The sequence below is a fragment of the Cupriavidus sp. FW216-B1 genome, from assembly GCF_058789195.1.
Window position 1 is genome coordinate 1,297,056 of record NZ_JBYTEL010000001.1, and the last position, 26,344, is coordinate 1,323,399.

At 70.8% G+C, this 26,344-nt stretch carries 28 protein-coding genes; 5 read left to right on the forward strand and 23 right to left on the reverse strand.

The features are described 5' to 3' along the window. The first annotated feature begins 64 nt into the window (after positions 1–64). Positions 65–1,024: a patatin-like phospholipase family protein gene (locus AC3WXD_RS05605; RefSeq protein WP_492323236.1), complete on the forward strand. Its 960-nt coding sequence runs from the start codon at positions 65–67 to the stop codon at positions 1,022–1,024. A gap of 119 nt (positions 1,025–1,143) precedes the next feature. On the opposite strand, the gene AC3WXD_RS05610 is transcribed toward AC3WXD_RS05605, so the two are convergent. The 9 genes from AC3WXD_RS05610 to AC3WXD_RS05650 all read right to left on the reverse strand — a co-directional run bounded on the left by AC3WXD_RS05610 (position 1,144) and on the right by AC3WXD_RS05650 (position 9,983). After that, entirely contained in the window at positions 1,144–1,842 is a 699-nt protein-coding gene (locus AC3WXD_RS05610) for an SDR family NAD(P)-dependent oxidoreductase (RefSeq protein WP_043366818.1), read from the reverse strand. Between the two features lie 90 nt (positions 1,843–1,932). Then, on the reverse strand, positions 1,933–2,649 hold the full coding sequence (locus AC3WXD_RS05615; protein WP_492323237.1) for an ABC transporter ATP-binding protein: 717 nt from the start codon (positions 2,647–2,649) through the stop codon (positions 1,933–1,935). Further along, positions 2,630–3,364, reverse strand: a complete 735-nt coding sequence (locus tag AC3WXD_RS05620; RefSeq protein WP_020203491.1) for an ABC transporter ATP-binding protein — start codon at positions 3,362–3,364, stop codon at positions 2,630–2,632. The genes AC3WXD_RS05615 and AC3WXD_RS05620 overlap by 20 nt, the downstream gene beginning before the upstream one ends. A 13-nt stretch (positions 3,365–3,377) precedes the next feature. After that, positions 3,378–4,400, reverse strand: a complete 1,023-nt coding sequence (locus AC3WXD_RS05625) for a branched-chain amino acid ABC transporter permease (protein WP_020203492.1) — start codon at positions 4,398–4,400, stop codon at positions 3,378–3,380. Between the two features lie 13 nt (positions 4,401–4,413). After that, the gene (locus AC3WXD_RS05630; RefSeq protein WP_020203493.1) at positions 4,414–5,298 is read right to left on the reverse strand and encodes a branched-chain amino acid ABC transporter permease; all 885 of its coding nucleotides are present in this window, start codon (positions 5,296–5,298) and stop codon (positions 4,414–4,416) included. Between the two features lie 93 nt (positions 5,299–5,391). Continuing rightward, the gene (locus tag AC3WXD_RS05635; RefSeq protein WP_492323238.1) at positions 5,392–6,657 is read right to left on the reverse strand and encodes an ABC transporter substrate-binding protein; all 1,266 of its coding nucleotides are present in this window, start codon (positions 6,655–6,657) and stop codon (positions 5,392–5,394) included. 124 nt (positions 6,658–6,781) lie between these two features. Continuing rightward, complete coding sequence (locus AC3WXD_RS05640; protein WP_454733505.1) at positions 6,782–7,762, reverse strand: transketolase family protein; 981 nt, start codon at positions 7,760–7,762, stop codon at positions 6,782–6,784. A gap of 1 nt (position 7,763) precedes the next feature. After that, positions 7,764–8,702: a transketolase gene (locus AC3WXD_RS05645; protein ID WP_492323239.1), complete on the reverse strand. Its 939-nt coding sequence runs from the start codon at positions 8,700–8,702 to the stop codon at positions 7,764–7,766. Between the two features lie 186 nt (positions 8,703–8,888). Further along, positions 8,889–9,983 (reverse strand): glycerol dehydrogenase, encoded by a 1,095-nt coding sequence (locus AC3WXD_RS05650; protein ID WP_492323240.1) that lies wholly within the window; start codon positions 9,981–9,983, stop codon positions 8,889–8,891. 215 nt (positions 9,984–10,198) lie between these two features. Between AC3WXD_RS05650 and AC3WXD_RS05655 the strand changes: the two genes are divergently transcribed. The 3 genes from AC3WXD_RS05655 (at position 10,199) to AC3WXD_RS05665 (ending at position 12,281) form a co-directional block, all read left to right on the forward strand. Continuing rightward, entirely contained in the window at positions 10,199–11,056 is an 858-nt protein-coding gene (locus AC3WXD_RS05655) for a shikimate dehydrogenase family protein (RefSeq protein ID WP_492323241.1), read from the forward strand. Between the two features lie 67 nt (positions 11,057–11,123). After that, complete coding sequence (locus AC3WXD_RS05660; RefSeq protein ID WP_020203269.1) at positions 11,124–11,804, forward strand: GntR family transcriptional regulator; 681 nt, start codon at positions 11,124–11,126, stop codon at positions 11,802–11,804. Between the two features lie 87 nt (positions 11,805–11,891). Beyond that, on the forward strand, positions 11,892–12,281 hold the full coding sequence (locus AC3WXD_RS05665) for a VOC family protein (RefSeq protein WP_059411429.1): 390 nt from the start codon (positions 11,892–11,894) through the stop codon (positions 12,279–12,281). 132 nt (positions 12,282–12,413) lie between these two features. Here AC3WXD_RS05665 and AC3WXD_RS05670 read toward each other — a convergent pair whose 3' ends face one another. Genes AC3WXD_RS05670 through AC3WXD_RS05680 form a run of 3 tightly spaced genes read right to left on the reverse strand, consistent with a single transcriptional unit; the run spans position 12,414 to position 13,460 of the window. Further along, positions 12,414–12,911, reverse strand: a complete 498-nt coding sequence (locus AC3WXD_RS05670) for a hypothetical protein (protein WP_020203267.1) — start codon at positions 12,909–12,911, stop codon at positions 12,414–12,416. Positions 12,912–12,971: 60 nt separating this feature from the next. After that, positions 12,972–13,220 carry a GlsB/YeaQ/YmgE family stress response membrane protein gene (locus AC3WXD_RS05675; protein ID WP_059411428.1) on the reverse strand — a complete coding sequence of 83 codons (249 nt, stop codon included), beginning with the start codon at positions 13,218–13,220 and terminating at the stop codon, positions 12,972–12,974. Between the two features lie 60 nt (positions 13,221–13,280). Further along, on the reverse strand, positions 13,281–13,460 hold the full coding sequence (locus tag AC3WXD_RS05680; protein ID WP_020203265.1) for a hypothetical protein: 180 nt from the start codon (positions 13,458–13,460) through the stop codon (positions 13,281–13,283). 347 nt (positions 13,461–13,807) lie between these two features. On the opposite strand from AC3WXD_RS05680, the gene AC3WXD_RS05685 reads away from it, so the two are divergent. Continuing rightward, positions 13,808–14,716, forward strand: a complete 909-nt coding sequence (locus tag AC3WXD_RS05685) for a DMT family transporter (protein WP_020203264.1) — start codon at positions 13,808–13,810, stop codon at positions 14,714–14,716. A 148-nt stretch (positions 14,717–14,864) separates the two neighbouring features. On the opposite strand, the gene AC3WXD_RS05690 is transcribed toward AC3WXD_RS05685, so the two are convergent. The 11 genes from AC3WXD_RS05690 to AC3WXD_RS05740 all read right to left on the reverse strand — a co-directional run bounded on the left by AC3WXD_RS05690 (position 14,865) and on the right by AC3WXD_RS05740 (position 26,252). Further along, entirely contained in the window at positions 14,865–15,887 is a 1,023-nt protein-coding gene (locus tag AC3WXD_RS05690) for a D-2-hydroxyacid dehydrogenase (RefSeq protein ID WP_020203263.1), read from the reverse strand. Positions 15,888–15,903: 16 nt separating this feature from the next. Beyond that, on the reverse strand, positions 15,904–16,917 hold the full coding sequence (locus tag AC3WXD_RS05695) for a Bug family tripartite tricarboxylate transporter substrate binding protein (protein ID WP_059411425.1): 1,014 nt from the start codon (positions 16,915–16,917) through the stop codon (positions 15,904–15,906). Positions 16,918–17,037: 120 nt separating this feature from the next. Next, the gene (locus AC3WXD_RS05700; RefSeq protein ID WP_029043674.1) at positions 17,038–17,940 is read right to left on the reverse strand and encodes an amidohydrolase family protein; all 903 of its coding nucleotides are present in this window, start codon (positions 17,938–17,940) and stop codon (positions 17,038–17,040) included. A gap of 56 nt (positions 17,941–17,996) precedes the next feature. Continuing rightward, entirely contained in the window at positions 17,997–18,968 is a 972-nt protein-coding gene (locus AC3WXD_RS05705) for a tripartite tricarboxylate transporter substrate binding protein (protein ID WP_029043673.1), read from the reverse strand. An 87-nt stretch (positions 18,969–19,055) separates the two neighbouring features. Further along, complete coding sequence (locus AC3WXD_RS05710) at positions 19,056–19,844, reverse strand: class II aldolase/adducin family protein (protein WP_020203259.1); 789 nt, start codon at positions 19,842–19,844, stop codon at positions 19,056–19,058. A gap of 53 nt (positions 19,845–19,897) precedes the next feature. After that, positions 19,898–21,070: a tricarballylate utilization 4Fe-4S protein TcuB gene (gene tcuB, locus AC3WXD_RS05715; protein ID WP_020203258.1), complete on the reverse strand. Its 1,173-nt coding sequence runs from the start codon at positions 21,068–21,070 to the stop codon at positions 19,898–19,900. Continuing rightward, a complete protein-coding gene (gene tcuA, locus AC3WXD_RS05720; protein WP_020203257.1) occupies positions 21,057–22,478 on the reverse strand; it encodes an FAD-dependent tricarballylate dehydrogenase TcuA in 1,422 nt (473 codons plus the stop codon). The genes tcuB and tcuA overlap by 14 nt, the downstream gene beginning before the upstream one ends. A 221-nt stretch (positions 22,479–22,699) precedes the next feature. Continuing rightward, positions 22,700–23,650, reverse strand: a complete 951-nt coding sequence (locus AC3WXD_RS05725) for a LysR family transcriptional regulator (RefSeq protein ID WP_020203256.1) — start codon at positions 23,648–23,650, stop codon at positions 22,700–22,702. A gap of 99 nt (positions 23,651–23,749) precedes the next feature. Then, positions 23,750–24,463 (reverse strand): 4-carboxy-4-hydroxy-2-oxoadipate aldolase/oxaloacetate decarboxylase, encoded by a 714-nt coding sequence (locus tag AC3WXD_RS05730; RefSeq protein WP_492323242.1) that lies wholly within the window; start codon positions 24,461–24,463, stop codon positions 23,750–23,752. Continuing rightward, positions 24,460–25,209, reverse strand: a complete 750-nt coding sequence (locus tag AC3WXD_RS05735; protein WP_020203254.1) for a PIG-L deacetylase family protein — start codon at positions 25,207–25,209, stop codon at positions 24,460–24,462. The genes AC3WXD_RS05730 and AC3WXD_RS05735 overlap by 4 nt, the downstream gene beginning before the upstream one ends. Before the next feature lie 62 nt (positions 25,210–25,271). Further along, positions 25,272–26,252: a tripartite tricarboxylate transporter substrate binding protein gene (locus AC3WXD_RS05740; RefSeq protein ID WP_492323243.1), complete on the reverse strand. Its 981-nt coding sequence runs from the start codon at positions 26,250–26,252 to the stop codon at positions 25,272–25,274. Positions 26,253–26,344 lie beyond the last annotated feature (92 nt).

Below are 26,344 nucleotides of genomic sequence, written 5' to 3' on the forward strand. Positions count from 1 at the left end.
CCTGATTCCCGATTCCCGGTTGCCTCTTCCCGATTCCCGACGTTGTTGCTCTGCACCACGAGACATGGAAAAAACCGCATTCGTCTTTGCCGGCGGCGGCAGCCTCGGCGCCATCGAGGCCGGCATGCTGCGCGAGCTGGTGGCCTGGGGCATCAAGCCCGACATGGTCATCGGCGCCTCGGCCGGCGCCATCAACGGCGCCTATTACGCCTGCAACCCGCACGCGGCGGGCACCACCAGGCTCGAATCGCTGTGGCGCGGCCTGCGCCGCGCGGAGGTGATGCCGTGGTCGTGGCGCAGCCTGTTCGGCATGCTGCGCGGCCAGCGCGGCCATCTGGTGGAGTCGCACGCGCTGCAGCGCCTGCTGTCGCGCCATTTCGGCGACATGCCGCTGGAGCAGGCCGAGCTGCCGCTGTACGTGGTCGCCACCGACATGCAGGACGGCGCGGAGGTGGTGCTGTCCTCGGGCAGCCTGGTGCAGGCGGTGCTGGCCAGCGCCGCCATCCCCGGCGTGTTTCCGCCGGTGCGGCTGGGCGGGCGCACGCTGATCGACGGCGGCGTGGCCAACAACACGCCGGTCTCCACCGCCATCCGGCTGGGCGCCACGCGCGTGGTGGTGCTGCCGGCCGGCTTCGCCTGCGCGGCCCGGCGCGAGCCGCGCGGCCCCATCGACCACGCCTTCAACGCGCTGTCGCTGCTGGTGGCGCGCCAGCTGGTGCAGGACCTGGAGCGCTGGGCCGGGCACGCGCACATCTCGGTGGTGCCGCCGCTGTGCCCGCTCGACGTCTCGCCCTACGACTACACCCAGTGCGGCACGCTGATCGACCGCGCCGCGGCGGCCACGCGGGCGTGGCTCAACGCGGACGGCCTCAACAGCCGCCACATCCCCGGCGCGCTGACGCCGCACTCGCACGACGAGGCCAACCCGAGCTGCGATTTCGATCCCCGGCAGGCGGCGGCCATGCACGTGCACGAGGCCGCGCCCGGCCACGCGCCCCACTCGCACGCGGCCGCGCCGCCGTGATCCGGCTTCGGTATCGGTGAACTGCCCGGACGGCGCGCCGCGCGGCGCTCAGGCCGGGGCTGACGTGGCGGGGCAGCGGGAAAGCGGCATCCCGCGGCCCGTCGCGGCGCCGGGCGGCATCAGGCGATGCCGAAGCCCCCGTCCACCGGCAGGATCACCCCGGTCACGTAGCCGGCGTCCTCCGAGCACAGGAAGCGCACCACGCGCGCCACGTCGCGCGGCAGGCCCCAGCGGCGCATCGGCAGGCGCGCCATGATGGCGGCGCTGCGCTCGGGGTTGTCGAGCGCGCCGGCCGACAGGCGCGTGCGGATCCAGCCCGGCGCCACCGCGTTGACGCGCACGCCCTGCGGCGCCAGCGCCGCGGCATAGGAGCGTGTCAGGCCGAGGATGCCGGCCTTGCTGGCGGCATAGGCCGGGTTGTTGGCCGAGCCGAAGTAGCTCCACATCGAGGCGATGTTGACCACCGCGCCGCGCGCGCGCACCAGCCGCTCCTGCAGCACGCTGGTCAGGATCTGCGAGCCGTTCAGGTTCACGTCGACCACCGCGCGGAAGCCCTCGGGCGTGAACTCCCGGCCCTCGTGGCGGATGATGCCGGCGGCGTTCACCAGCACCGCCACCGCGTCCAGGTCCGCCGTGGCGGCGCGCGCGGCCTCGGCCGAGGTCACGTCGAGCTGGCGGAAGGCCAGCCCGTGCGGCAGGTCCGCGTCGGCGTCCATGCCGAGGCAGACCACGCGCATGCCCGCCGCGTGCAGTTCCTCGGCGATGGCGCGGCCAATGCCGGTGCCGCCGCCCGTCACCACTGCTACAGCTTGTTCCATCTTTCCTGACTCCTCTTGGTTCTCGTGCTGGTTTTTGTGCTGGTTCTTGTGCTGGTTCTTGTGCTGGTTCCCGGTGCGGCCGTCCATGCGCTAGACGCCGAGATAGGTTGCCCGCAGATGCGGATTGGCCAGCAGTTCCCTGCCGGTGCCCGCCAGCGCGATCGCGCCGCTCTCGATCACGTAGCCGTAGTCCGCCATGTCCAGCACCTGGTTGACGTTCTGCTCGATGACCAGGATGGCGAGGTCGCGCTGCTTGAGGCGGCGGATGCTGTCGAACAGCCGGTCGACCATGATCGGCGCCAGCCCGAGCGACGGCTCGTCGAGCGCCAGCACGCGCGGCATCGCCATCAGCGCGCGCCCGACCGCGAGCATCTGCTGCTGCCCGCCCGACAGCGTGGAGGCGGCCAGCTTCTGGCGCTCCTCCAGGATCGGGAACAGCTCGAACACCTCGCGCAGGGTCCGCGCGCGGCGCGAGCGCGCGCGCGGGTTGCTGGCGCCGACCAGCAGGTTCTCCAGGATCGACATGCCGAGGAACAGCTGCTTGCCCTCGGGCGACTGCACGAAGCCTTCCAGCACCACCTCGTGCGGCGCGAGGCCGCCGAGGTCCTTGCCATTCAGGCGCACGGTGCCGCGCTTGCGGCGCAGCAGGCCCGAGACCGTGCGCAGGAAGGTGGTCTTGCCCGCGCCGTTGGCGCCGATCAGCGCCGTGATCGAGCGCGGCGCGAGCGACAGGCTCACGCCGCGCAGGATCTGCTGCTCGCCGTAGCCCGACCAGATATCGCTGACTTCAAGCACTGGCGCCGACATAACCGTCTCCGAAATAAGCCTTGAGCACCTCGGGCATCTTCACCACCTCGGCCGGCACGCCGTCGGCGATCAGCCGGCCCTGCTCCATCACGATCACGCGGTCCGACAAACCCATGATCACCTTCATCACGTGCTCGACGATCAGCACCGTGATGCCGCGGTCGCGCACCTTGCGCACCAGCTCCACCATCTCGCCCGCCTCGCTCGGCGTGGCCCCGGCCACCACTTCGTCCATCAGCAGCAGGCGCGGCTGGGTGGCCAGCGCGCGGCCCAGTTCGAGCTTGCGCTTGTCGAACGCGGTGAGGTCGTTGGCGTCGGTGTCGGCGCGCTGGGCCAGGCCGAGGAACTCCAGGCAGGCATAGGCTTCGTCGCGCACGCGCGCGCGCCGGGCGCCGCGCGCGAAGCCGCCGACCATGACGTTCTCCAGCGCGCTCAGCCCGCCGAACGGCTTGGACAGCTGGAACGTGCGGGCGATGCCGCTGGCGCAGATCTGGTACGGCTCGCAGCCGCGGATCTGCTTGCCGCCGAACAGGATCTCGCCCTCGTCGGCCTTGATGAAGCCGGCGATCAGGTTGAAGGCGGTGGTCTTGCCGGCGCCGTTGGGGCCCAGCAGGCCCAGGATCTCGCCGCCGCGCACGGAGAACGACAGGCGGTCCACCGCCTGCAGGCCGCCGAAGCGCTTGGAGATGGATTTCACTTCCAGCAGGTTGCTCATCTCTTGGTCCTCCCTAGGCCTTGCGCGCCGCGGGCGCGTCCACCGTGGCGGCGCGCCGCGCGCGCGGCCGCAGCAGGCGCTCGAGCGCGCCGACGATGCCCTTGGGGAAATACAGCACCGCGCCGATCAGCACCAGGCCGTAGATCACCAGGTCCAGCCCGAGGAAGCGCCCCGCGAAGTAGGTCCGCGCGAGCTCCGAGACCGGATGCAGCACGAACGCGCCGAGCACCGGGCCGATGATGGTGCCCTGCCCGCCGACGATGGCCATCACGGCGGCGTCGATCGACAGGTCCAGGCCCATGTTCCGCTCCGGGTTGATGTAGCGGAAGAACTGCGCGTAGAAGGCGCCGCCCAGGCCGGTCATGAAGGCGCTGATCGCCAGCGCGATGAGCGGATACCGCGTGGTGCTCACGCCCACCGCCTGCGCGGCGGCCTCGTCGCCGCGGATGGCCTTGAGGTAATAGCCCAGGCGCGAGCGCTCCAGCGCCAGCGTGGCCAGCAGCATCGCCACCAGCATGGCCAGGATGATGTAGTAGTACGGCACCTTGCCGTCGAACTGGAACGCCGCCCAGCCGCCGGCCGACGGCGGGATCACCAGCCCCTGCGCGCCCTTGAGCGGGATGCCGAGGAACTCGTCGGTGTTCTCCACCCAGATCCGCACGATCTCGGCGAAGGCGATGGTGGTCAGCGTGAAATACGGCCCCTTGAGCTTGAACGTGGGGTAGCCGATGCACACCGCCAGCAGCGCCGCGGCCAGCCCGCCGGCGCACATGCCGAGCCACGGCGACAGGCCCAGCCCGGTAAACAGCAGCACCGTGACGTAGCCCGCGCTGCCGGCGAACACCGAATGCCCGAGCGAGAGCTGGCCGACGTAGCCGCACACGAAATTCCACGCCGACGCCATGTAGGCGAAGTACAGCACCATGACCAGCGAGTGCAGCACGTAGCTGTCCTTGACGAACAGCGGCAGCACCAGCGCGGCGCACAGCAGCGGCATGCCCAGCACCAGGTTGATATTGGTCCTTGACGACTTCATGCGGTGGCCTCCTTCATTTGCGGCCGAGCAGGCCGTTGGGCCGGACCAGCAGGACGACGATGAACAGGCAGAACGAGAACACCGACGCGGAGGTCGCGGTCACGAACTGCGAAGCGAACGATTCGAAGATGCCCAGCACGAGGCCGCCGAGCAGCGAGCCGGGGATCGAGCCGATGCCGCCCAGCACCACCACCAGGAAGGACTTGATGCCGAAGCCCAGGCCGGTGGACGGCGACACCGACAGGAACGGCACCAGCAGCGCGCCGAACAGCCCGAGGATGCCGGCGCCGATGCCGAAGGTCACGTTGTAGACCCGCCCGACGTTGATGCCCGACAGCGCCGCCGCCTCGCGGTTCTGCGCGGTGGCGCGGATCTTGCGCCCGGTGTCGGTGCAGCGCAGCCAGTAGGCCAGCCCGGCCGACACGGCCACCGCCGCCGCGCACGCGATCAGGCGCGGCACGTTGACCGGCAGCCCGCCGATGTCGACCGAGCCGCTCAGGGTGTCGGTGGTCACCGTGCGCACGTCGGGGCCGAAGCTCATCAGGATGGCGTTGTCGATCACCAGGAAGATGCCGGTGGTGAGCAGCAAGGCGCCGAGCGGCTCGACCACCATCGTGGTCTCGCGCCGGAACAGCGGCGCGATGACCACGGCCTGGGTGAAATAGCCGAGCAGGAACAGCACCGGCACCGTCACCAGCGCCGTGGCATACGGATGGATGCCGAACACCGACCAGATCAGGTAACTGAGATACATGGCGAGCATCAGGAAGGAGCCATGCGCGAAATTGATCACCCTCAGCACGCCGAAGATGAGGCTCAGGCCCAGCGCGATGCCCCCGTAGATCCCGCCGAGCAATACGCCGTTGACCACGGCGTAGGCCAGAATGATTGGGTCCATATACCTACCTCGATTGGGCACGGCCGGCCGCGGCCGCCGTGCGGGATGTGACGGTCCGGCAGCCACGCCGGACCGTGCGACTGCGTGCCCGCCTCAGCGCGCCGCCGGCGCCGGCAGCGGCCACACCGGCTTGACGCCGGCCAGCCGGTTCTCCATCGGCCAGATGGTGCGGCGCTCGCCGTTGAGGTTCTGCGAGATCACGCCGTGGGCGTAGGTGTTCTGACCCTGGTCGTCGAACTTGATGCGCTGGTAGCCCGTCACCAGCGCGGGGCCGCTGGTGATGTCGGTGGCGGCCAGCGCGGCGCGCAGCTTCTCGCGGTCGGCGGAGGCGGCGCGCTCGAGCGCGTCCTTGACGATGTAGACATTGGACATGCCCTGCGAGCCGTAGGAATTCATGCCGTAGCCGAGCGCCGCCTTGAACTTGGCGTCCGCGGCGACGATGGCCGGGTCCTTGGCCGCGCGCATGATGTCGACCTGGAAGTCATCCTGCACGAACATGTACTCGACGGCCTTGGGCGACACCGCCTTGTAGAAGTTCGGGTCTTCCGAGCCGCCGCCCACCGAATGCACGCCGTAGGGAATGTAGAGGCGGCTCTCCGCGAGCTGGCGCGTGAACAGGATGTGGTCGGGCGTGTAGGCCACCACGATCAGCGCGTCCGGCTTCGCGCTGCGGATCTTCAGCAGCTGCGCCGAGAGATCGGTCTGGTTGGGCGGATACGACTCGTCGAGCGAGATCGCGTAGCCGCGCTCCTTGACCAGCTTCTTGATGTTGGCCGCGTGCGAGCGGCCCCAGTCGGTGCCCTCGTAGAACAGCCCGATGTTCTTCGGCCCCTTGCCGGTTTCCTTCTTGAGCAGGTCGAGCGCGTCGATCTGCTCGCGCGCGTCGTAGATGGCCTTGTTGTTGGGGCGGAACACGTATTTGAAGCCGCGCTCGGTGATCTCGTCCTTGACCGCGCCGGTCACGACCCAGGGTACCTTGTAGCGCTCCGCCACCTCGGTGGCCGGGAAGGTCACGGCGCTGTTGTAGGCGCCCACGATCAGCGGCACGTTCTCGCGCTGGATCAGGCGCTCGGTCTCGGCCACGCCCACGTCGGGCTTGGACTGGCTGTCGGCGAAGATCAGCTTGAGCTTCGCGCCGCCGAGCGAGCGGATGCCGCCGGCCTGGTTGATCTGCTCGGCGGCGATCTCGGCGCCCTGCTTGGTCTGGTTGCCGATGGTGGCGGCGCCCCCGGACAGGGGCAGCACGAAGCCGATCGGGATTTCCTTGACCTGGGCCGCGGCGGCGCCGCACGCCAATGCGGCGCCGAGGCCGGCGGCGAGCAGGACCGCCCGCCGGGTTCTTGATATGAGGTTGTACATTGACTGTCTCCTGTGTCGAACCGTTTTGTCTTTGCGACTTGTTATGAAATAGCTCCCTGCACCACTGCCTGCGCCGGCGCGGCGCGGCCGGAACCATGCCCGTCCGCGCCGTGCCGGTGTCCTGCTATGCCGCCATGACCTCGCGCGCCAGCTGCTCGATGCCGTCCGCGTCGAGCTTGTAGTGCGCGTACAGATGCGTCGGCGGCGCGATCAGGCTGTACTCGTCGAGGATGCCGTGGCGCACCAGCCGCACCCCCGCGCCGACGTCGGCCAGCACTTCGGCCACGGCGCCGCCCAGACCGCCCAGCACGTTGTGTTCCTCCACCGTCATCAGCACGCGCGAGCGCGCCGCGGCGCGCAGCACGGCGTCGCGGTCGAGCGGCTTGACCGTGGCCATGTCGATCATCCCCACCGAATGGCCGGCGGCGGCGAGCCGCTTCGCCGCCTCGCGCGCGGGATGCACGCACGAGCCGGTGGCGATCAGCGTCAGCTCCTCGCCCTGCTGGTGCTCGATGGCCTTGCCGAACTCGAACGGCACGCCCTCTTCGTAGACGTCCGGCTCGCGCCCGCGGCCGATGCGGAAATAGATCGGCTGCGCGTGGCCGGCCGAGGCCTTGACCGCGGCGCGCAGCTGCGGGCCGTCGGCCGGCGCCACCACGGTGAGGTCGGCGATCGAGCGCATGATGGCGAGATCCTCGGTGGCGTGGTGCGAGGTGCCGTAGAAACCCAGCGAGATGCCCGCGTGGTGGCCCACCAGCCGCACCGGCAGGCCGCAGTAGGCCACGTCCATGCGGATCTGCTCGCAGCACAGCAGCGCCAGGAACGAGGCGAAGGTGGCGACGAACGGCGTGTAGCCCACGGTGGCCATGCCGGCCGCCGCCGTCACCATGTTCTGCTCGGAGATGCCGAACTGGATGTAGCGCTCGGGAAAGCGCTGGGCGAAGCGCGCCAGGCCGTTGGAGTACTGCAGGTCGGCCGAGCCGGCGAGCACCGGCGCGCCGGCCTCGACCAGGTCGATCAAACCGTTGGACAGGTAGCTCAGGCCCGGCGTGATGGCGTTCAGGCCCCGGTATTGCCAGGAGTCCTTGGAAAGTGGCTGGTTCATGCTATCGGTTCCGTTTGTCCTGTTGGTCCTGCTGGTCCTGTTGGCCCTGCCGTGCGTCCCTGGCGAGGATTTCCTCGGCCGCGCGCCGCGCGTCTTCGGGCGCGAGGTAGCCCAGGTGCCAGCCGGGCTCGGTCTCCATGTAGGACACGCCCTTGCCCTTGACCGTCTTCGCGATCACGCAGGCCGGCGTGGCGCGCGCGTCGTCGGCGCGCAGCCGGCGCAGCAAGGCGGTCAGCGCGGCCACGTCGTGGCCGTCCACCACGTGGACTTCCCAGCCGAACGCGCGCCACTTGGCGTCGAGCGGCTCGATGCCCATCACTTCGTCCACCGCGCCGTCGAGCTGGAAGCCGTTGCGGTCGACGATGGCGACGAGGCGGTTGGCGCGATGGTGCGCGGCGGACATCGCCGCCTCCCACACCTGCCCTTCCTGCATCTCGCCGTCGCCGAGCATCACGAAGGTGGTGAAGTCCAGCCCCGCGTGCCGGCCGGCCAGCGTCATGCCCAGCCCGGCCGAGAGCGCGTGCCCGATCGAGCCGGAGCTGAAGTCGATGCCCGGCACCTTGCGCATGTCGGGGTGGTCGCCGAGCGGGCTGCCCAGGCGGGTGTAGTCGTCGAGCCAGGACCTGGGGAAGAAGTCGAGATCGGCGAGGATCGGGAACAGGCCCACCGCGGCGTGGCCCTTGCCCATCAGGAAGCGGTCGCGCTGCGGCCAGGCGGGCTCGCCGCGGCGCAGCTTCATCACGTCGTAGTACAGCGCGGCGAAGGTCTCGGCCGCCGAGAACACCGAGGTGTAGTGCCCGGTCTTGGCGATCTCGATCAGCCGGATGGTCTCCAGGCGCACGAAGGTGGCGCGCTCCTTGAGCCGCGCGACCTGCTCCGCGCTCGGCGCGAACGCGCCGTCGGCGGCCACGGGCGGCGCCGACACGATGGCTTGGCTCATCGGACGCCTCCGTTTTCGATTGATGCACGATATATCATGCATTTTTTCAGGGGACAGGGGAAATGCATTGCTTACGCTCCTCTCAGTTACCGCCCGGACACGCTGGCGCCGGGCTCCGGATAGTCTGCTGCGCCGCCGGCGGCGCCATCGCGCCCGGCCGGCCTGACGTGTGATCCGCCTGGCTGCTTAATGTGGGGCCCGCACCGCGCGCGCATCCACCTGCCGCATCGCATCGGCGATCGCGGCGGCGTCCAGCGCGCGCGGGAAGTTCTTCATGTGCGGGGCCGCCAGCGACAGCGTGGCGGCCGCCTCCAGTTCCTCGCGCGAGGCATCGGTGAGGCCCAGGTCCGCCAGCCGCAGCGGCAGGCCGATGCGGCGGTACAGCGCCTCGATCTCGACGCGCGCGCCGTCCTGGCGCCGCTCCAGCTCCAGCTGGACCAGCAGGCCGTATGCCACCTGCAGGCCGTGGGGCGCGCGCTGCGCGTGGCGCAGCGCGGACAGCCCGCGCGTGAGCGCGTGCGCGATCGACAGGCCGCCGCTTTCGAAGCCCAGGCCGGACATCAGGATGGTGGCCTCCACCACCCGCTCGAAGGCGGCATCCGGCACGCCCGAGCCGGCCACCGCCAGCGCGGCCTGCGCATCGGCCATCAGCACGCGGTGGCACTCGCGCGCCAGCGCCCCCGCCGACAGCAGCGGCCGGGTGCCGAACATGTTGGCGCCGTCGGGCGCGGCCGCGCATTGCGCCGCTTCGAAGGACTTGGAGATGGCGTCGCCGATGCCCGCCAGCAGCATGGCCGCGGGCGCCTGCGCGATCAGCGCGGTGTCGGCGATGACGCAGGCCGGGCTGTAGGGCAGGTGCCGGACCGCGAGCAGCCGGTGATGGGCGTCGTAGAGCACGTAGTTCTTGCTGGTCGGCGCATCGTTGGAGGCCACCGTCGGCACCGTGATGACCGGCGCCTGGTAATGGTCCGCCAGCGCCTTGCCGGCGTCGATGCTGCGCCCGCCGCCGGCGGCGACGATCACCGCCGGCGCGCCGGCGCCCAGCTCGCCGACGAGGCGCGCCACCAGCTCCGGCGTCAGGCCCTCGTCGAAGCTCAGCCGGCGCAGCGCCACCCCGGCGTCCGCGCACAACTGCCCGACGCGCGCACCGATCATTTCCATCACCATCCGGTCCGCGACCAGCACCGCGTCGCGGCCGAGCCGGGCCACATGCCCGCCCAGCGCGTCCAGCGCCCCCGCGCCCTGGACATAGCGTCCGGGCGAGCCAAATACCGCTTGCACGTTGTCTCCTCCTTGGATTGCGCCGGCCTGGCGGATGCCGGCCCGCTGCGGGTTTCGGGGCGCGGGCCGCCGTTCCGGTGGCCTGCCGCCCTTCCCAATACATGATATAGGATATATGCTACATCATTATCGGTGGCTGGCAAGAAGCTTTTTTCGCCGCGGCCCGCCCCGCAACCCTTCGCTTGTTCTTCCGATTCCTCCTGGAGCCCTGCCCGATGCCGGAAACCAATCCCCCCGCCGCGAGCCCCGCGGTCAGCCCCATCGACGGCCGCACGCGGGTCGTCGTCATCCTCGCCTACCCCGCGCATCACGTGCGCACGCCGGCCTTCTTCAACGCGCGCGCCGCGGCGCTGGGGCGCAACGCGGTGCTGGTGCCGTGGCAGGTCTCGCCGGCGCAGCTGCCCGGCGCGCTGGCGGGCCTGCGCGCGGTGGAGAACCTCGCCGGCGTGATCGTCACCGTGCCGCACAAGCAGGAAGTGGCGCGGCTGTGCGACGAACTCGAAGGCGTGGCGGCCGACCTCGGCGTGTGCAACGTGGCGCGCCGCACGCCCGACGGGCGCTTCGTCGGCAGGGTGTTCGACGGCGTGGGTTTCGTGGCGGGCCTGCGCGCGCAGGGCATCGACCCGGCCGGCAAGCGGACCCTGCTGCTGGGCGCGGGCGGCGCGGCCACCGCGGTGGCGGCGGCGCTGCTCGATGCCGGCGTGGCGCAGCTGGCCATCGTCAACCGCTCGCGCGGCAAGGCCGACGCGCTCGCCGCGCAGTTGAAGGCGAAGCGGCCCGGCGCCGCCGTGGCCTCCGCCGCGGGTCCGGCCGGCGACTGGGACCTGATCGTCAACGGCACCTCGCTCGGCCTCAAGCCCGACGACCCGCTGCCGCTCGACCCCGCCCTGCTGCGGCCCGAAACCATCGTCGCGGAAGTCATCATGCAGCCGGCGCAGACCCCGCTGCTGCTCGCGGCCAGGGCGCGCGGCTGCCGCATCCATCTCGGCGAGCACATGGTGACGGCGCAGATCGACCTGCTGGCGGACTACCTGCTGGGCACGCCGCCCGCCGGCGCCGGCAGCCCCGCCTGAGCGGAAAAATAGCGCCGCATATCATATATGATGTGTCCTTGAACATTCCTTACCGAGGCAGGCTGTCATGAAAGAACTCGTGCGCGTGGAGAAGAGCAATCTGTCGTCACGCGTCTACGACCAGATCCGCTCCGCATTGATGAGCGGCAAGTATGTGCCGGGCGAGCGCTTGCGCGTGGCGGAACTGGCCCAGTCGATGGGGACCAGCACCACCCCCGTGCGCGAGGCGATCTTCCGGCTGGTGAGCGAGCAGGCGCTGGAAATGACCGCGGCGACCTCCATCACCGTGCCCGAACTCGACCCCGGCACGGTCTCCGAGATCCAGCTGATGCGCACGCTGCTCGAAGGCGCCGCCGCCGAGGCCGCCGCGCTGCGCATCACGCCGCAGGAGATCGCGCGGCTGCGCAGGACGCACGAGGCCTTCATCAAGGCGGTGTCGGCCAGCCCGCGCGAGGCGGCGGGGCTGAACCGCAAGTTCCATTTCGAATTGCTCGCCGCGTCCCACCTGCCCAACCTGTTCGCGGTGGTGGAAAGCATGTGGGTGCGCATGGGGCCGCTGCTGCATATCTTCCACACGGAGCTGCAGGCCAGCCGCGAAAGCCTGGAAGAGCACCCGCACTACCGCGTGCTCGACGGCCTTGCCCGCAAGGACCCGAAGACGGTATCGGCGGCGATCGGCGACGACATCCAGTGGGGCAAGACGGTACTGCTCGACTGGATGGCGTCGCGGGAAGAAGAATCGGTCTGACGCGGCCGGGCCGGCCATGCGGCGCGGCATCGCGCCGCGTCAGCCAGCACAAGAAGCAGAACAGGAGCAAGAGATCAGGAGCAAGACATGCCGATCGCCGGGATGAACCACTTCACCGTCCTGACCGACGCCCTCGAAGACAGCGTCGCTTTCTATCGCGAGGTGCTGGGCTTCGAGACCGGCCCGCGCCCGCCGTTCTCGTTCCCGGGCGCGTGGCTGTACGCCGGTGGCGCGCCCATCGTGCACCTCGTCGCCACCGACGCGCTGCCGGCGCCCGCGGCCGGCGTGCTGGACCACATGGCCTTCACCGCCACCGGCCTGGAGCAATACACGGGCGACCTGCGCCGCCGCGGCATTCCGTTCACGCTCGGGCGGCAGGCGGGCTCGGGCCTGTGGCAGTTGTTCCTGCACGATCCCAACGGCGCCAGGATCGAGCTCGATTTCGATGCGAGGGAGCCGCAGCCGGGCGGCTTTTAGTTGCCCGGCTTGCGCGGCACGCGATTTACCGCGAGACAAGGTTTGCTGCCCTCTCCCACTTCACGGGAGAGGGCAGCAAGGCAGCGTGACGGGCAGCACGCGCCGGCCGGCACCGGCCGAAGCCGGCGCAGCTCAGGCCTGCTGCTGGTGCTCGCGGAACTTGGCCAGCGCGATGGCCAGCGCGGCGCTGCCGATGGTCTTCACCAGCGTGGGATGCTCGGCGTAGAAGCCGGCGATCTGGTCGACCACGCCCGGATGCGCCTGCTCGGCGTGGGCGGCGATCTCCTGCACCTGCGCCGGCGTCAGTTGGCTGGCCTGCTCGGGCGTGACCTGCGTGGCGCCGGGCGCCATCACCTTGCCCAGCACGCCGCCGGCCGCGCCGGACAGCACGGCCGGGCCCAGCAGGGCCAGCATCTGGTTGAGCATGCCGGCCTGCTGCGCGCCGTTCGACTGGCCGAACAGCTCGCCCACCATGTTGCCGAAGGCCGGCGTCTGGTCCGAGCGGAACGCGCCGGCCAGCAGTTCGCCGAGCGCGCCCGGCGGCGCGTTCTGGGCGATGTGGTCCACCTGTTGCTCGGGGTTGCCGCCGAGGGCGGCGGCTGCGTTCTGCAGGATGTCCATCAGGCTCATGATCGGATCCGGTTCTTGGGTTGTCGGTATGGCTTGGAAGGAATGCGGCGCGGGCTGGCTTCAGCCCTTGCGCGCGATCAGGTGATAGCCGAGCAGCAGGATCACCGCGCCGACCACCGCGCCGATGAAGCCGGCGGACTGGCCCGGGCGATACCAGTGCAGGAGCTGCCCGAGGAAGGTGGCGGCGAGCGCGCCGGCAATGCCGAGCGCGGCGGTCAGGAAAAAGCCGCTGGGGCCGCTGCCGGGAGTGATGGCGCGCGCCACGAGGCCGGCCACGAAGCCGATGAGAATCGTCCAGATCAGGTGCATGAGGTCAGGGGGCTGGATGAAGAATGCGCCCCGCGGCGGGGCGCATTCCGGAACGCCGCATTACTGCGCGGCGGGCTTGGCCGGCGTGGCGGCCTTGGTGTGCTTGGTGCCGTGCGCCTTGCTCTTGTGCGCGCTCTTTTCGACCTTGACCGGCTCCTTGGTCGCCTCGGCGGCGGGTGCCTGCGCGTAGGCGCCGGCGGCGAAGAGCGCGAGGGTCACGATGGCGAGAACCTTTTTCATTGCAATCTCCAGGTAGGCGCGCGGCTTGCGCGTTGCCTGTAAAAACGGCCCGCCGGTTTGCGGTGTTGACAGCCGGCCGGCGCGTCCGTGTAACAGTTCGTATCCGGCACTTTTCCCGGGCGCGCCCGCCGGCGCGCGGCACGCATGGAGACTAGCGCATGGCAGCCGCACGCGGCATGCCCCTGACAATCGTTTGCAATCGCGCTGCGGCATAATGCCCGGCGCGCGGGGAAAAAAGGAGACAAGGAGACGGACAGGCGTCCGGGCCCGCGCCGGCACGGCAACAAGACAAAAATAAGCCAGAAACAAGACAAGAACAAGAACACCGACAGGACGACAACCCTCATATGCGCGCTACCGCCGCCGGCAAGGCCGGCCTCGACTGGACCACCCTCGGCCTGCTGACCTTCCCGCCCCTGAGCTGGGCCGGCAACGCCATCGTCGGCCACTACGCCGCCGGCGCCATCCCGCCGGTCACGCTGAACTTCGCGCGCTGGGCGCTGGCCGGCCTGCTGCTGGCCCCGGCCGTGTGGCGCGACGTGCGGCTGCATGCCGCCGCGCTGAAGCGGCACGCCGGCGTGATCGCCGCGATGGGCATGCTGTCGGTATCGGTCTACAACGCGATGCAGTACCTCGCGCTGACCACCTCGTCGCCGATCAACGTGACGCTGATCGGGGCCTCGGCGCCGATCTTCCTGCTCATCATCGGCGCGCTGTTCTTCCACGAGCGGGTGCGCGGCTGGCACGTGGCGGGCGCCCTGCTCTGCCTGGCCGGCGTGGGCGTGGTGCTGCTGCGCGGCGACCCCGCGCGGCTCGCGCAGCTCGATTTCGTGCCGGGCGACCTGTTCATGCTGGCCGCCACCGTCACCTGGAGCGCCTACACCTGGCTGCTGCGCAAGCGCCGCCCCGACCTGCCGCTGGCGGTGCTGCTGTTCGGCCAGATCGTGGCCGGCGTGCTCGCCAGCGCGCCGTTCGCGGCGTGGGAACTGGCGGCGGCGCACGCGCCGCTGCACCTGGACGCCAAGGTGGCCGCCATCCTGCTGTACGTGGCCACGGTGCCGTCGCTGCTCGGCTACTTCGCCTGGGACCGCGCCATCGCGCGCGCCGGCGCGCAGTTGCCGGTGTTCTTCTTCACGCTCACGCCGGTGTTCGCCGCGCTGATGTCGAGCGCGCTGCTCGGCGACTGGCCGCGCTGGTTCCACGCGGCGGGACTGGCGGCCATCGTCGGCGGCATCTGGCTGGCCAACCGGCGGTGATTGTGTCTCGGGGATGCGGGCGTGCGGGGATGCTCGCCGCGCGTTGGTGCCTGGCGTCTGCGCGGCGTGATGGTCTTCGCTGTTGCGGGCGCCGGCAACAAGAAAAACGGCGCCCTCGCGGGCGCCGTTGTCTTTCACTTCCCGCCGGTCAGCCGACGAGGTTGCGCAACGCTTCCCCCGCCTGCCAGCGCCGCAGGTTGTCCATGAAGATCCCCGCCACGCGCGCGGCGTTGCCGTCGGAGAAGCCCGCGCTGTGCGGCGTGGCGATGACATTGGGCATGGTCCACAGCGGCGAGTCCGCCGGCAGCGGCTCGTGCGCGAACACGTCCAGGTAGGCGCCGGCGAGGCGGCCGGACCGCAGCGCCGCGATCAGCGCAGCTTCGTCCACCACTTCGCCGCGCGCGACGTTGACGAGCCGGGCGCCATCCGGCAGCAGGGCCAGCGCGGCGGCGTCCACCAGCCCCTGCGTCTGCGGCGTGAGCGGGCAGGCCAGCAGCAGCCAGTCGGTGCGCGGCAGCACGCCGCGCACGCCCTCGAATGCGACCGTCTCGTAGTCCGGCCCGGCGGAGGCGGCGCTCTGCCGCACCACCACCACGTGCATGCCCAGCGTGTGCAGCAGCTTGCCCAGCAGTTGCCCGATCGGGCCCCAGCCGACGATGGTCGCGGTCTGCCCGGCGATGTCGCGCGGCAGGCCGGAGCCGATCAGCGGCGCCCAGCGGCGCTCGCCCTGCGCCGCCAGCATCTGCGGGAAGTGCCGCGCCAGCGCCAGCAGCCCGGCCAGCGCGGTCTGCGCCACCACGCCGGCATTGGCGCCGGACGAGGTGGTCACCTGCACGCCGCGCGCGCGCAGCTCGCCGAACACGGCGCGGTCGGCGCCGGCCGAATGGGTGTGGGTCCAGCGCAGCGAGGGGCTGGCCAGCATGGCGTCGTAGAAGCGCCGCGTGGCGGGCAGGATCTCGTGCTTGGTGGACAGCCCGGTGACGTCGCGCGAGACGAAGGCAATGTCGGCGTCCAGCGTGGCGTCCGGCCCGCCATGCGGGCCGTCGCCGGCCGGCAGCGCCACCGGCACGAAGTGGCCGCCGAGCGCGGCGCCGATGTCCGCGCCGTACTGCCGCAGAGCTTGTTCCGACATCAGGATGCGCGGGCCTTGCCCGCCGGATGGATGGTTCATTGCAACCTACATAGCGTTAGTCGATGGAAGCGCCGGAATCATGGACCACGACCTTCCACTTGGTGTATTCCTTGCGGGTGAACTGCCCGAACTGCTCGGGCGAGCCACCCACCGGGTCCGCCCCTTCGCGCACCATCTGCGCCTGCAGCGACGGCAGGGCTTCGTTGACCGCCTGGTTCAGCTTGTCGATGACCGCCCTGGGCGTGCCCTTGGGCGCGAACACGCCGAACCACGATCCGGCCTCGAAACCGGGGAAGCCCTTCTCCGCCACCGTCGGCACGTCGGGCAGCGACTTCGAACGGTGCGCGCTGCTCACCGCCAGCGCCCGCAGCTTGCCGGCCTTGATATGGGCAATGACCGAGGGGATGGTGGCAAACATGAACTGTACCCTGCCGGACAGCAGGTCGTTGAGCGCGTCGGCCCCTTTGTAGGGGATATGCGTGGCTTCGGTGCCGACGCGCTGCGTCAGCATGAAGCTGGAGAGCTGCGACGAGGTGCCCACGCCGGTGGAGCTGTAGTTGAGCTTGCCCGGGTTGGCCTTGGCGTAGGCGATGAATTCCTCGAAGCTCCTGGCCGGCAGCGAGGGGTGCACCACCAGCACGTTGGGCACGTCGGCGATCTGCACCACCGGCACGAGGTCGGTGAGCGGATCGTAGTTGAGCTTCTTGTAGAGCGTCTGGTTGATGGAGATCGGCCCGACCGAATCGACCAGCAGCGTGTAGCCGTCGGCCGGCGAGCGCACCACGGCCTCGGTGCCGATGTTGCCGCCGGCGCCGGGCCGGTTGTCCACCACGAAGGACTGCTTGAAGCGCTGCGCCAGCGACTGGGCGACGCTGCGCGCGAGAATGTCGGTGGTGCCGCCGGCGGTGAACGCCACCACCATGCGCACCGGCTTGGTCGGATAGTCGGCGCCGGCCGGCTGGGCGTGGGCGGCGCCGGCCAGCGCGCAGGCAAGCACGGCGAGCGGCGCGCATGCGCGCGCGAGGCGCAACGGCAGCGAGGGCGAGGGCGAGGGGGCGAAACGAGGCATGTCGGGTCTCCGATGGGCGGCCGGGCCGGGACGCGCCCGCGTCCGCCATGTTCTTGTTCGTGACCGGCGCCGGCCTGGGCTGGCGGCGCCGGGTGATGAGCGCTACGCGCCGGGCAGCCGTCAGGCGGGCGCGCCGTCGAATCCGTAGAGCCGCGCCGGGTTGCTCACCAGCACGCGCTCGCGCGCCGCGGCGTCGGGCAGCCAGCGCGCCAGCAGGTTGAACAGCGTGCCGTCGTCTGGCACCTGCCCGGCTTCGAAGTAGTTGATGTGCGGCCAGTCGGAACCCCACACCACGCGCTCCGGGTTGGCGGCGAGCAGCGCGGTGGCGAACGGATCGACATCGCCATAGGGTGCGCCCGCGGCGCTCAGGCGGTCGGCGCCGGAGATCTTGGTCCATGCCGCGCCTTCGGCCAGCAGCGCGCACAGCGCCTGGAAGCCGGGATCGCCCACGCCGCGCGCGGTGGACATGCGGCCCATGTGATCGATCACCAGCGGCACGCCGAGCGCGCGCAGGCGCGGGGCGAGCGCCGGCAGGTCGGGCGCGTGGATCCAGATCTGCGCGTGCCAGCCGCGCTCGGCCAGCCGCGGCGCGAGCGCTTCGAGCACCTCCAGCCCCACGCCGTTGCGGTACACCGCGTGGCCGTCGACCTGGTACAGGTTGATGCGCACGCCGCGCATGCCGGCCGCGTGCCAGCGGTCCAGCTCGGCGTCGCTGGTGTCGGGCGCCGGCACCGCGATGCCGCGCAGCCGCTCGGGGTAGAGCCGCAGGGCCTCCAGCACGCTGCCGTTGTCGGTGCCGCAGGCGCTGGCCGTGACCAGCACGCCGCGCGTCAGCCCGAGCTGGTCGAGATGGGCGATGAAGTCGGCGGCGGGATGTTCGGCCGGGGTGTAGCTGCGCTCGGCGGCGAGCGGAAAGCGCTGGTAGGGGCCGAACACGTGGGCATGGCTGTCGCAGGCGCCGGGCGGCGCGCGGAAGGCCGGCTCGGCGTGGTTGGCAAGCGGTGGCAGGCAGGGTCTGGTCATGGCGGGGACGGCTTCTCTGTCGTGTTGATCGATGTGCGGCGGGCGCGTGCTGCGCGTCATTCCGCCTTGAGCCGGCCGGATGCCGCCAGTTGCTGCGCGCGCGCATCCTCGCGCTGCAGCGTCTGCAGCAGTTCCTGCGGCGACGAACTCTGGGCCACGCTGCCGACGTTCAGCAGGCGGCTCTTGACGCTCGGCTCGGCCAGCGCCTTGCGCAGCGCCGCGTTGAGCGTCTCGATGGTGGCGGCCGGCGTGCCCGCCGGGGCCAGCAGGCCGGTGGCGGTGGTCGCCTCGAAGCCGGGCAGGCCGGATTCGCGCAGGGTCGGCACCTTCGGCAGGGTGGCATCGCGCTCGCGCGACATCACCGCCAGCACGCGCAGCGCGCCGGACTGGATATGGGGCGCGGAGCTGGTGAGCTGGTCGACCACCATGTCGATCTGCCCGCCCATCAGGTCCATCAGCGCGGGCGCCGAGCCCTTGTAGGGCACGGTGTTGAGCTTGATGCCGGCGGCCTGCTCCAGTTGCAGCGCGGCCACGTGGTTGGTGGTGCCGGGCCCGGCGTGGCCGGCGGTGACCTTGCCGGGATTGGCGCGCGCATGGGCCAGCAGCGCGCCCACGTCGGCGAAGCGCTTGTCGCCGCCCTTGACCACGATCACCAGCGTGGTGGTGGAGACCAGCCCGACCGGCTGGAAGCTGGCCAGGCTGAACGCGGTGCGCGTCATGCGCGGCAGCACCACGATGGCGTTGGGCGTGGTCACCAGCAGCGTGCTGCCGTCGGCCTCCGCGCGCGACACCGCGGACGCGCCCAGCACGCCGCCGGCGCCGGGCCGGTTGTCGACGATGACGTTGCGCCCGAGCGACTGCTCCAGCGCCGGCGCCAGCGCGCGCGCCACCACGTCGAGATTGCCGCCGGGGGCGAACGGCACCACCAGCGTCACCGGCTTGTTGGGCATCGCCTGCGCGCGGGTGGCGGCGATCCAGGGCGCGGCGCCAAGCGCCAGCGCCTGGGCCAGCATGCGTCGTCTGTTCATCTTGTCTGTCTCCGTTTCCGTTTTCTGCTCTTGTCTTCACGCGCTGCCGCTGGGGGGACAGCGGTCACGGCCGGGGGGCGGCCGTGTTCAGTCGCGGAAGCTCGGGTCGAGGCGGTCGAGCTTGCGCAGCAGCGCCGGCCACTCCATCACCCCATAAGGCCGGCGGGTGCCGGGCTGGTAGTTGTTCCAGGTTTCCTGCAGCACGTCGGCGCCGACCTCGCGCAGCGGCGTGTTGCACGACATCGCGCCGATCTGCGCGCGGCAGGCCAGCTCCAGCCGGTGCATCCAGTTGAAGGCCTCGCCCACGGTGTTGCCCACGGTCAGCGCGCCGTGGTTGCGCAGGATCATGGCCTCGCCGGTGCCGAGGTCGGCGATCAGCGACGCCTGCTCGGCGGTGTCCAGCACCACGCCCTGGTACTCGTGATAGCCGATCTTGAGAAAGCGCATGGCGGTCTGCGTGAGCGGCAGCAGCCCGCAGTCGAGCGACGACACCGCCATCGAGGCCCAGCTATGCGTGTGGATCACGCAGGCCACTTCGGGGCGCGCCTCGTGCACGGCGCTGTGGATCACGTAGCCGGCCTTGTTGATGCCGTAGTTGAGCGAGCCGAAGTCCGGCTTGGCGAGGATGGTGCCGGCATGGTCCACCTTGATCAGGCTGGAGGCCGTGATTTCCTCGTACATCATGCCGTAGGCGTTGATGAGGAAGGCGCCCTCCTCGCCCGGCACGCGCACCGAGATGTGATTGGCCATCATGTCGGCCATGCCGTACAGCTCCACCAGCCGGTAGCACGCGGCCAGGTCTACGCGCGCCTGCCATTCGGCTTCGCTGCACTGGTCTCGCATCGACGAAATGGTGAGCACGCCGGGCTTGTTCATGGGGATCTCCTTGTGGATACGGTATTCGTTTCAGTCGGGGTTCGGGGGCGACTTCAGTCCGAGCCGAGCGCGAGATTGCTCGGCCGGCGTTTTTCGATATTCCATTTCAGCAGCGCGGCGCTGCGGTAGATGCCGTGCGCGAACTTGCCGTAGGGCAGCGTCAGGAACAGCGCCATCACCACGCCCAGGTGCAGGGCCAGCAGCAGCGCCATCGCGCCGGTGTCGCGCCAGGCCAGCAGCGCCAGGCCGGTGGCGCTGGTGAGGAACAGCAGCGCGATGAAGCCGCGGTCCATCGGTTTCTGCGCGGCGTCGCCGGTGTTCGGGTCGCGCGCCAGATTGAGCCGCAGCAGCCCCGCCGTGCCGATCAGCAGGCCGATGCCGCCGGCCGTGCCGAGCAGCACCGGCAGGCTGGTCAGCGCATACGGCGCGTGCAGGTCCAGCAGGTAATGATAGAGCGTGGCCACCGCCGTGGCGGCGAAGCACAGCATGAAGCCGTAGAACGTGAAATGGTGGAAGCGGCGGCGCCACAGGGTGAAGGCGTCGTCGGCGTTGTTGCAGCCCTCGCCGTGGCCGCCGTCGAGGTAGCGCAGCCGCAGCGCGTCGTGCGCGGCGCCGCCGATGGCCGGACCGCGCGCCTCGCCGGCCAGCTCGCCCGGCGTCACGCGGCGCCAGAAGCGCGTCACGCCCACGCCCAGCGCCACGATGGCGAGGCCGAACACCAGCCCGAACATGGCCGCCAGCAGGTTGTGCGGGAAGATGGCGTAGAAGTTGCCGGCCAGCGGCGCGTGCAGCAGGCTGCCGCGCGCGGCCAGCACCATCACCAGGAACAGCGCCAGGCCGCCGGCCAGCGCCAGCGCGGTGGCCAGCCCGGCGCGGCGGTACAGCCCGCCGAAGGCGGCCGGCCAGGCGTAGTCCGAGTAGGTCTGCACGCGCACCTTGGCCATCGCCTGCGGCACGTTGACGCCGAACTCGTGCGGCGGCGCGTACTGGCAGGCGTGGTAGCAGGCGCCGCAGTTGTGGCACAGGTTGGCCAGGTAGTGGATGTCGGCCTTGCCGAACTCGAGCCGGCGCGTCATGGCCGGGAACACGGCGCAGAAGCCTTCGCAGTAGCGGCAGGCGTTGCAGATCTGCATGATGCGGCCGACCTCGGCCTCGTCGCCGGTGAGCGGCAGCGCGCCCTCGGCCAGCGCCGCCGCTTCGCGCGTCAGCGCTTCAAGATGTTGCATGCTGGTCTTCCTGGATGTCGTTGCGCAGGCCCCGCGCGGCGGCGGCGGCCCGGGTGCCGGCAATGCGGCCGAAGGCGGTGCCGATGGCCATGCCCACGCCCGCCGTGTAGCCCTTGCCCAGCACGTTGCCGGCCATCATCTCGCCGGCCACGAACAGGTTGTCGCTGGGCTTGCCGCCGAAGTGCACGGCGGCGTGCTCGTTTACCTTCAGGCCGAGATAGGTGAAGGTGATGCCCGGGCGCAGCGCGTAGCCGTAGAACGGCGCGGTGTCGAGCGGGCGCGCCCAGTGGGTCTTGGCCGGGGAGATGCCCTCGGTGTGGCAGTCGTCGAGCACGGTGTGGTCGAACTTGCCCACGCGGCAGGCTGCGTTGTACGCCTCGATGGTGCGCACGAAGGTGGCTTCGTCCAGCCCGAGCAGGCGCGCCAGTTCCGGCAGCGTGTCGGCGCGCACGCCGGGGAACACCGGCGGCATGAAGCGGCCCACGGCCTTGGCGTCGATGATGGAGTAGCCGATCTGCCCGGGCTGCTGGGCCACCAGCCGGCCCCAGATGGCGTAGCGCTTGGGCCAGAAGTCCTCGCCCTCGTCGTAGAAGCGCTCGGCGTTGCGGTTGAGCATGACGCCCAGCGAGACGCAGTCCACGCGCGTGCAGATGCCGCCGTCGTACAGCGGCGCGCGCGCGTCGATGGCCACGCAGTGCGACTGCGACGGGTCGCCGATGGCGTCCGCGCCCGACTCGATCATGTGCTTGAGCAGCACGCCCATGTTGAAGCGCGTGCCACGGATCAGGAAATTGTCGGCCGGCCATTCGCCGTCGGCGTTCTGGCCCCAGGCTTCGCGCAGCCATTCGCGGTTGGACTCGAAGCCGCCGGCGGCCAGCACGCAGCTGCGCGCCTCGATGCGCTCGCTGCCGATGCGCGCGGCCACGAAGCGGTCGCCGTCCATCTCGATGGCGTCCACCGGCGCGTTGTAGCGCACCTGCACGCCGAGCGCCTCGGCGCTGCGGAAATAGGCATTGACCAGGGCCTTGCCGCCGCCCATGAAGAAAGCGTTGGTGCGCGCCACGTGCAGCGCGCCCGACAGCGGCGGCTGGAAGTGCACGCCGTGCTTGCGCATCCAGTCGCGGCAGGTGGAGGACGCGCGGATGGTCAGGCGGGCCAGGTGTTCGTTGGTGATGCCGCCAGTGACCTTGAGCAGGTCCTGCCAGTATTCTTCCTCGGGATAGGCCTCGATCAACACGTCCTGCGGCGCGTCGTGCATGCAGCGCAGGTTGCGGGTGTGCTGGGAGTTGCCGCCGCGCCACTCGCGCGGCGCCGCTTCGAGCAGCAGCACGCTGGCGCCGGCTTCGCGCGCCATCAGGGCGGCGCACAGGGCGGCGTTGCCGCCACCGATGACCAGGACGTCGATCATGGCCGCGCGCCTCCGGCGGCACGGCGGGAAGCCGACGGGAGGGGCTTCCGGGTTGGTGTAATCAGGAACACAATGCGGTCTTCTCGTGGGGTAGCCCGCACTGTACCGGGGGCGCGCCCGCCTGCTAAGGCCGGTGGCGGCATGGGGGCATCACGATTCGTGATACCCCTCGGGGGCTGCCCGCCCTGCCGGGAACCGCCGAAATGCGCCGAACCCCGCCCTCAGCCCTCCGGCCCCAGCAGCCGCGCGCCGCGCCAGGCGCCCGAGCGCACCAGTTCGCGCGCGCAGTCGGCCAGCACCACGCGCAGCGCCAGCGCGGCCGGGGACAGCTCGTCGTCGGACAAGCTGCACAGCACGTTCTGGCGCCGCACCTTGGGGTCGGCGATCTCGGCCAGGTGGAAGCGCTCGGTGGCATCGGCATAGCGCCCCACCGCCGCCCACGGCTGCAGCGTGCCGCCGAAGCCCAGGTCCACCGCGTCCATCAGCATGGCCAGCGAATCCACTTCCTGCACCACCTGCGGCACGATCTTGGCGCGCGCGAAAGCGGCGTCCAGCGTGCTGCGCAGCCCGTGCAGGCCGGTCGGCATGATGAGTGGCACGTCCTGCAGCTGCGCCATGCGCAGCCGCGTGGGCAGGCCGGCCTCGGCGCCGGCCGGCAGGGCCTTGCGCGAGCGGATCAGGAACAGGGTTTCCTCCAGCAGCGGCATCACGCTCCAGCGGCGCGCCACGTGGGTATCGAACAGCACGGCAAGGTCGAGCTGGCGCGCGTTGAGCATGGCGCCGAGGTGGCCCGACAGGCTCTCCACCATGTGCAGGCGCACGTCGGGATAGCGCTCGCGCATGGCGCGCATCAGCGGCACGCCGACCATCGACGCAGTGGTCGGCGCCAGGCCCACGCTGACCGTGCCGGACAGGCGCGCGTGATGGGCCGCGCGCTTGGCCTGCTCGGCGTGGCGCAGCGCGAGCTGGGCCTCGCGGAAGAAGGCCAGGCCGGCCTCGGTCGGCGTGACGCCGCGCGTGGTCCGGCGCAGCAGGCGGGTGGACAGCTCGCTTTCCAGCCGGCTGATCTGCTGGCTCATGGCCGACTGCACCATGTCCAGGTCGAGCGCGGCGCGGCTCATGCTGCCGAGTTCGACCACCCGCACGAAGTATTGAAGCTGGCGCAGTTCCATCTGGCTCCCCCGAGGCCCGGAAAATCGTCTGCGTTGCTTATACCAGAATCGGGGACGCCGCCCGCCACGCGGGCGGGCGGCGCCTGGACCATGCGGGGCTCAGGCTTCGTCGAAGCCGCTGTACCAGTCCACCGCCTGGTCCGAATAGACCAGCCCCTTCGCGGCCAGCGCCTCGCGCATCTTGTACATGTCCAGGCCCAGCACGCCGGCGGCCAGCGTGGCGCGCTTGGCCAGCTCGCTGGCTTCGCGCGCCGCGGCGAGCCGGGCGGTCGCCGCGGCCTGCGGGCGCGGCACCACCACCACGCCGTCGTCGTCGGCCACGATCACATCGCCGGGACGCACGTGGGCGCCGGCGCAGACCACCGGCACGTTGACCGCGCCCACCGTTTCCTTGACCGCGCCCTGCGCCGAGACCGCGCGCGACCACACCGGGAAGTTCATGGCGTTGAGCGTGGCCACGTCGCGCACGCCGCCGTCGATGACCAGCCCGCGCGCGCCGCGCGCCTTGAGCGAGGTGGCCAGCAGGTCGCCGAACAGGCCGTCGGTGCAGTCGCTGACCAGCGCCACCACCAGCACGTCGCCGGGCTGCACCATCTCCACCGCAACGTGGATCATCCAGTTGTCGCCGGGATGCATCAGCACCGTCACGGCGCTGCCGGCGATCGCCGCGCCGGACTGGACCGGCCGCAGATAGGGCTTCATCAGCCCGGTGCGGCGCTGCGCCTCGTGCGCGGTGGCCACGCCGGCGCTGCCGAGCGCGTCGATGTCGGCCGCGTCGGCGCGCAGGATATGGCGATAGGCGATGGTCTTCATGCCAGGGTCTCCGAGACTTGCGGGAACACGCGCGCGTATCCCTCGCCGTATTTGACCTTGCGGTCCGAGTTGCGCGTGGCCTGCGCGCCGCGCTGCAGCGCCACGCGGGTGTAGTACTCCCACAGGTGTTCCTGCGCCGCCATCGTGGCGAAGGCGCGCTGCTTCTTCTCCCACACGGAGGAAATGTCGAGCAGCACGTCGGGCTTCCAGTTGCATTGCTCGGGCTGGTGCGGCTCGAACAGGAACACCGGCGGCGCGCCGATCACCGGCACCTCGGGCTTGTAGCCGTGCGCCTGGGCGATCACGCGCGCTTCCTGCGCCACGTGGGTGGCCAGCGGGTGGTCGAAGTTGTAGATGTCCTCGCGCGAGTGGCTCATGACCAGCTCGGGGCGCAGCTCGCGGTAGATGTCCGCCAGGCGCAGCAGCGCTGCGTCGCTCACGCGCAGCGGGTAGTCGCCGAGGTCGAAGCACGTCAGGGTGGCGCCGAGGATGTCGGCGGCCTGCTGCGCTTCCTCGCGCCGCGCGGCCTTGACGCGCTCGAGCGTCATGCCGGGCTGGCGCCACATCTTGGCGGATTCGCCGCGCTCGCCGAAGGACAGGCAGACGATGTTGACGTGGTAGCCGCGCTCGGCGTACAGCGCGATGGCGCCGCCGGCGCGCCAGACGAAGTCGGCGGCGTGCGCGCTGACCACCAGGATGGCGGGGCGGCGGGCCTGGGCTTGGGTGTCGGAGAGGGGCGTGGACATGGGTGTTTCCCGTTGAATCGTGTTGCTTGCGCCGGGCGCGGCGGACCGCGCCCGGGGCGTGGTCAGTCGGCCGTGATGCCCGCCTTGCGGATCACGCCGTTCCAGGTCGTGGTCTCGCTGCGCACGAACTGGCCGAAGGCTTCGGGCGTGCCGGGCAGGATGGTCACGCCCAGTTGCGCGAGCTGCTTGCGCACGTCGGCGTCGGCCAGCGCGGTGTTGGCCGCGGCGTTGAGTTCATGCACGATGGCCGCCGGCGTCCTGGCCGGCGCCACCAGCCCCCACCACACCGAGGCGGTGAAGCCCGGCAGGCCCTCTTCGCGCGAGGTCGGCAGGTCCGGCAGCAGCGGCGTGCGCTGGTCGCTCGCCACCGCGATGGCGCGCAGCGTGCCGGCGCGGATATGCGTGATGACTTCGAGCGGGTTGATCGGCATGAAGGAGATGCGCTCGCCGAGCAGGTCGGTGATGGCCGGCGCGCCGCCCTTGTAGGGCACGTGCAGCACGTCGATGCGGGCCGCTTCCTTGAACAGCTCGCCGGCGAGATGGCCGGAGCTGCCGTTGCCGGCCGAGGCGTAGCTGAGCTTGCCGGGCTGGGACCTGGCCTGGGCCACCAGACCCTTGAGCGAGGTGATGCCGGACTTGGCCGGCACCACCAGCACCAGCGAGGCCTGCCCGATGCGCGCCACCGGCGTGAAGTCGCGCGCCGGGTCGAACGGCAGCTTGGCGAACAGCGCGGCGTTGGTGGCCAGGCTGTTGGAGGCCATCATGATGGTGTAGCCGTCCGGCTGGGCCTTGGCCACCATGTCCAGACCGATGTTGGTGCTGGCGCCGGGGCGGTTGTCGACGATGACCGGCTGCTTGAGCAGCACGCTCATCTTCTGGCCGACCGAGCGCGCGACGATGTCCACCGCGCCGCCCGCCGCGTAGGGCACCACCAGCCGGATGGGCCTGGCGGGATAGGTTTCGGCGGCGGCGGCACTGGTGGCGACGGCGCCCAGCGACAGCGCGGTGGCCAGCAAGCCGGCGAGGTAGGATCGACGCAGCATTCTTGTCTCCTGTGGGTCGGTTGAAATCGTTTGCACGCATTCTGGGCACCCGTTGTGATAGTGTCCAATACGTTTTCAAGCCGCTTGTTATT

What these genes read in the sequence shown, in the direction of transcription:
- AC3WXD_RS05605 (WP_492323236.1), top strand. Translation starts at nt 65, where the DNA reads ATGGAAAAAACCGCATTCGTCTTTGCCGGCGGCGGCAGCCTCGGCGCC.
- AC3WXD_RS05610 (WP_043366818.1), bottom strand. Translation starts at nt 1,842, where the DNA reads ATGGAACAAGCTGTAGCAGTGGTGACGGGCGGCGGCACCGGCATTGGC.
- AC3WXD_RS05615 (WP_492323237.1), bottom strand. Translation starts at nt 2,649, where the DNA reads ATGTCGGCGCCAGTGCTTGAAGTCAGCGATATCTGGTCGGGCTACGGC.
- AC3WXD_RS05620 (WP_020203491.1), bottom strand. Translation starts at nt 3,364, where the DNA reads ATGAGCAACCTGCTGGAAGTGAAATCCATCTCCAAGCGCTTCGGCGGC.
- AC3WXD_RS05625 (WP_020203492.1), bottom strand. Translation starts at nt 4,400, where the DNA reads ATGAAGTCGTCAAGGACCAATATCAACCTGGTGCTGGGCATGCCGCTG.
- AC3WXD_RS05630 (WP_020203493.1), bottom strand. Translation starts at nt 5,298, where the DNA reads ATGGACCCAATCATTCTGGCCTACGCCGTGGTCAACGGCGTATTGCTC.
- AC3WXD_RS05635 (WP_492323238.1), bottom strand. Translation starts at nt 6,657, where the DNA reads ATGTACAACCTCATATCAAGAACCCGGCGGGCGGTCCTGCTCGCCGCC.
- AC3WXD_RS05640 (WP_454733505.1), bottom strand. Translation starts at nt 7,762, where the DNA reads ATGAACCAGCCACTTTCCAAGGACTCCTGGCAATACCGGGGCCTGAAC.
- AC3WXD_RS05645 (WP_492323239.1), bottom strand. Translation starts at nt 8,702, where the DNA reads ATGAGCCAAGCCATCGTGTCGGCGCCGCCCGTGGCCGCCGACGGCGCG.
- AC3WXD_RS05655 (WP_492323241.1), top strand. Translation starts at nt 10,199, where the DNA reads ATGCCGGAAACCAATCCCCCCGCCGCGAGCCCCGCGGTCAGCCCCATC.
- AC3WXD_RS05660 (WP_020203269.1), top strand. Translation starts at nt 11,124, where the DNA reads ATGAAAGAACTCGTGCGCGTGGAGAAGAGCAATCTGTCGTCACGCGTC.
- AC3WXD_RS05665 (WP_059411429.1), top strand. Translation starts at nt 11,892, where the DNA reads ATGCCGATCGCCGGGATGAACCACTTCACCGTCCTGACCGACGCCCTC.
- AC3WXD_RS05670 (WP_020203267.1), bottom strand. Translation starts at nt 12,911, where the DNA reads ATGAGCCTGATGGACATCCTGCAGAACGCAGCCGCCGCCCTCGGCGGC.
- AC3WXD_RS05675 (WP_059411428.1), bottom strand. Translation starts at nt 13,220, where the DNA reads ATGCACCTGATCTGGACGATTCTCATCGGCTTCGTGGCCGGCCTCGTG.
- AC3WXD_RS05680 (WP_020203265.1), bottom strand. Translation starts at nt 13,460, where the DNA reads ATGAAAAAGGTTCTCGCCATCGTGACCCTCGCGCTCTTCGCCGCCGGC.
- AC3WXD_RS05685 (WP_020203264.1), top strand. Translation starts at nt 13,808, where the DNA reads ATGCGCGCTACCGCCGCCGGCAAGGCCGGCCTCGACTGGACCACCCTC.
- AC3WXD_RS05690 (WP_020203263.1), bottom strand. Translation starts at nt 15,887, where the DNA reads ATGAACCATCCATCCGGCGGGCAAGGCCCGCGCATCCTGATGTCGGAA.
- AC3WXD_RS05695 (WP_059411425.1), bottom strand. Translation starts at nt 16,917, where the DNA reads ATGCCTCGTTTCGCCCCCTCGCCCTCGCCCTCGCTGCCGTTGCGCCTC.
- AC3WXD_RS05700 (WP_029043674.1), bottom strand. Translation starts at nt 17,940, where the DNA reads ATGACCAGACCCTGCCTGCCACCGCTTGCCAACCACGCCGAGCCGGCC.
- AC3WXD_RS05705 (WP_029043673.1), bottom strand. Translation starts at nt 18,968, where the DNA reads ATGAACAGACGACGCATGCTGGCCCAGGCGCTGGCGCTTGGCGCCGCG.
- AC3WXD_RS05710 (WP_020203259.1), bottom strand. Translation starts at nt 19,844, where the DNA reads ATGAACAAGCCCGGCGTGCTCACCATTTCGTCGATGCGAGACCAGTGC.
- tcuB (WP_020203258.1), bottom strand. Translation starts at nt 21,070, where the DNA reads ATGCAACATCTTGAAGCGCTGACGCGCGAAGCGGCGGCGCTGGCCGAG.
- tcuA (WP_020203257.1), bottom strand. Translation starts at nt 22,478, where the DNA reads ATGATCGACGTCCTGGTCATCGGTGGCGGCAACGCCGCCCTGTGCGCC.
- AC3WXD_RS05725 (WP_020203256.1), bottom strand. Translation starts at nt 23,650, where the DNA reads ATGGAACTGCGCCAGCTTCAATACTTCGTGCGGGTGGTCGAACTCGGC.
- AC3WXD_RS05730 (WP_492323242.1), bottom strand. Translation starts at nt 24,463, where the DNA reads ATGAAGACCATCGCCTATCGCCATATCCTGCGCGCCGACGCGGCCGAC.
- AC3WXD_RS05735 (WP_020203254.1), bottom strand. Translation starts at nt 25,209, where the DNA reads ATGTCCACGCCCCTCTCCGACACCCAAGCCCAGGCCCGCCGCCCCGCC.
- AC3WXD_RS05740 (WP_492323243.1), bottom strand. Translation starts at nt 26,252, where the DNA reads ATGCTGCGTCGATCCTACCTCGCCGGCTTGCTGGCCACCGCGCTGTCG.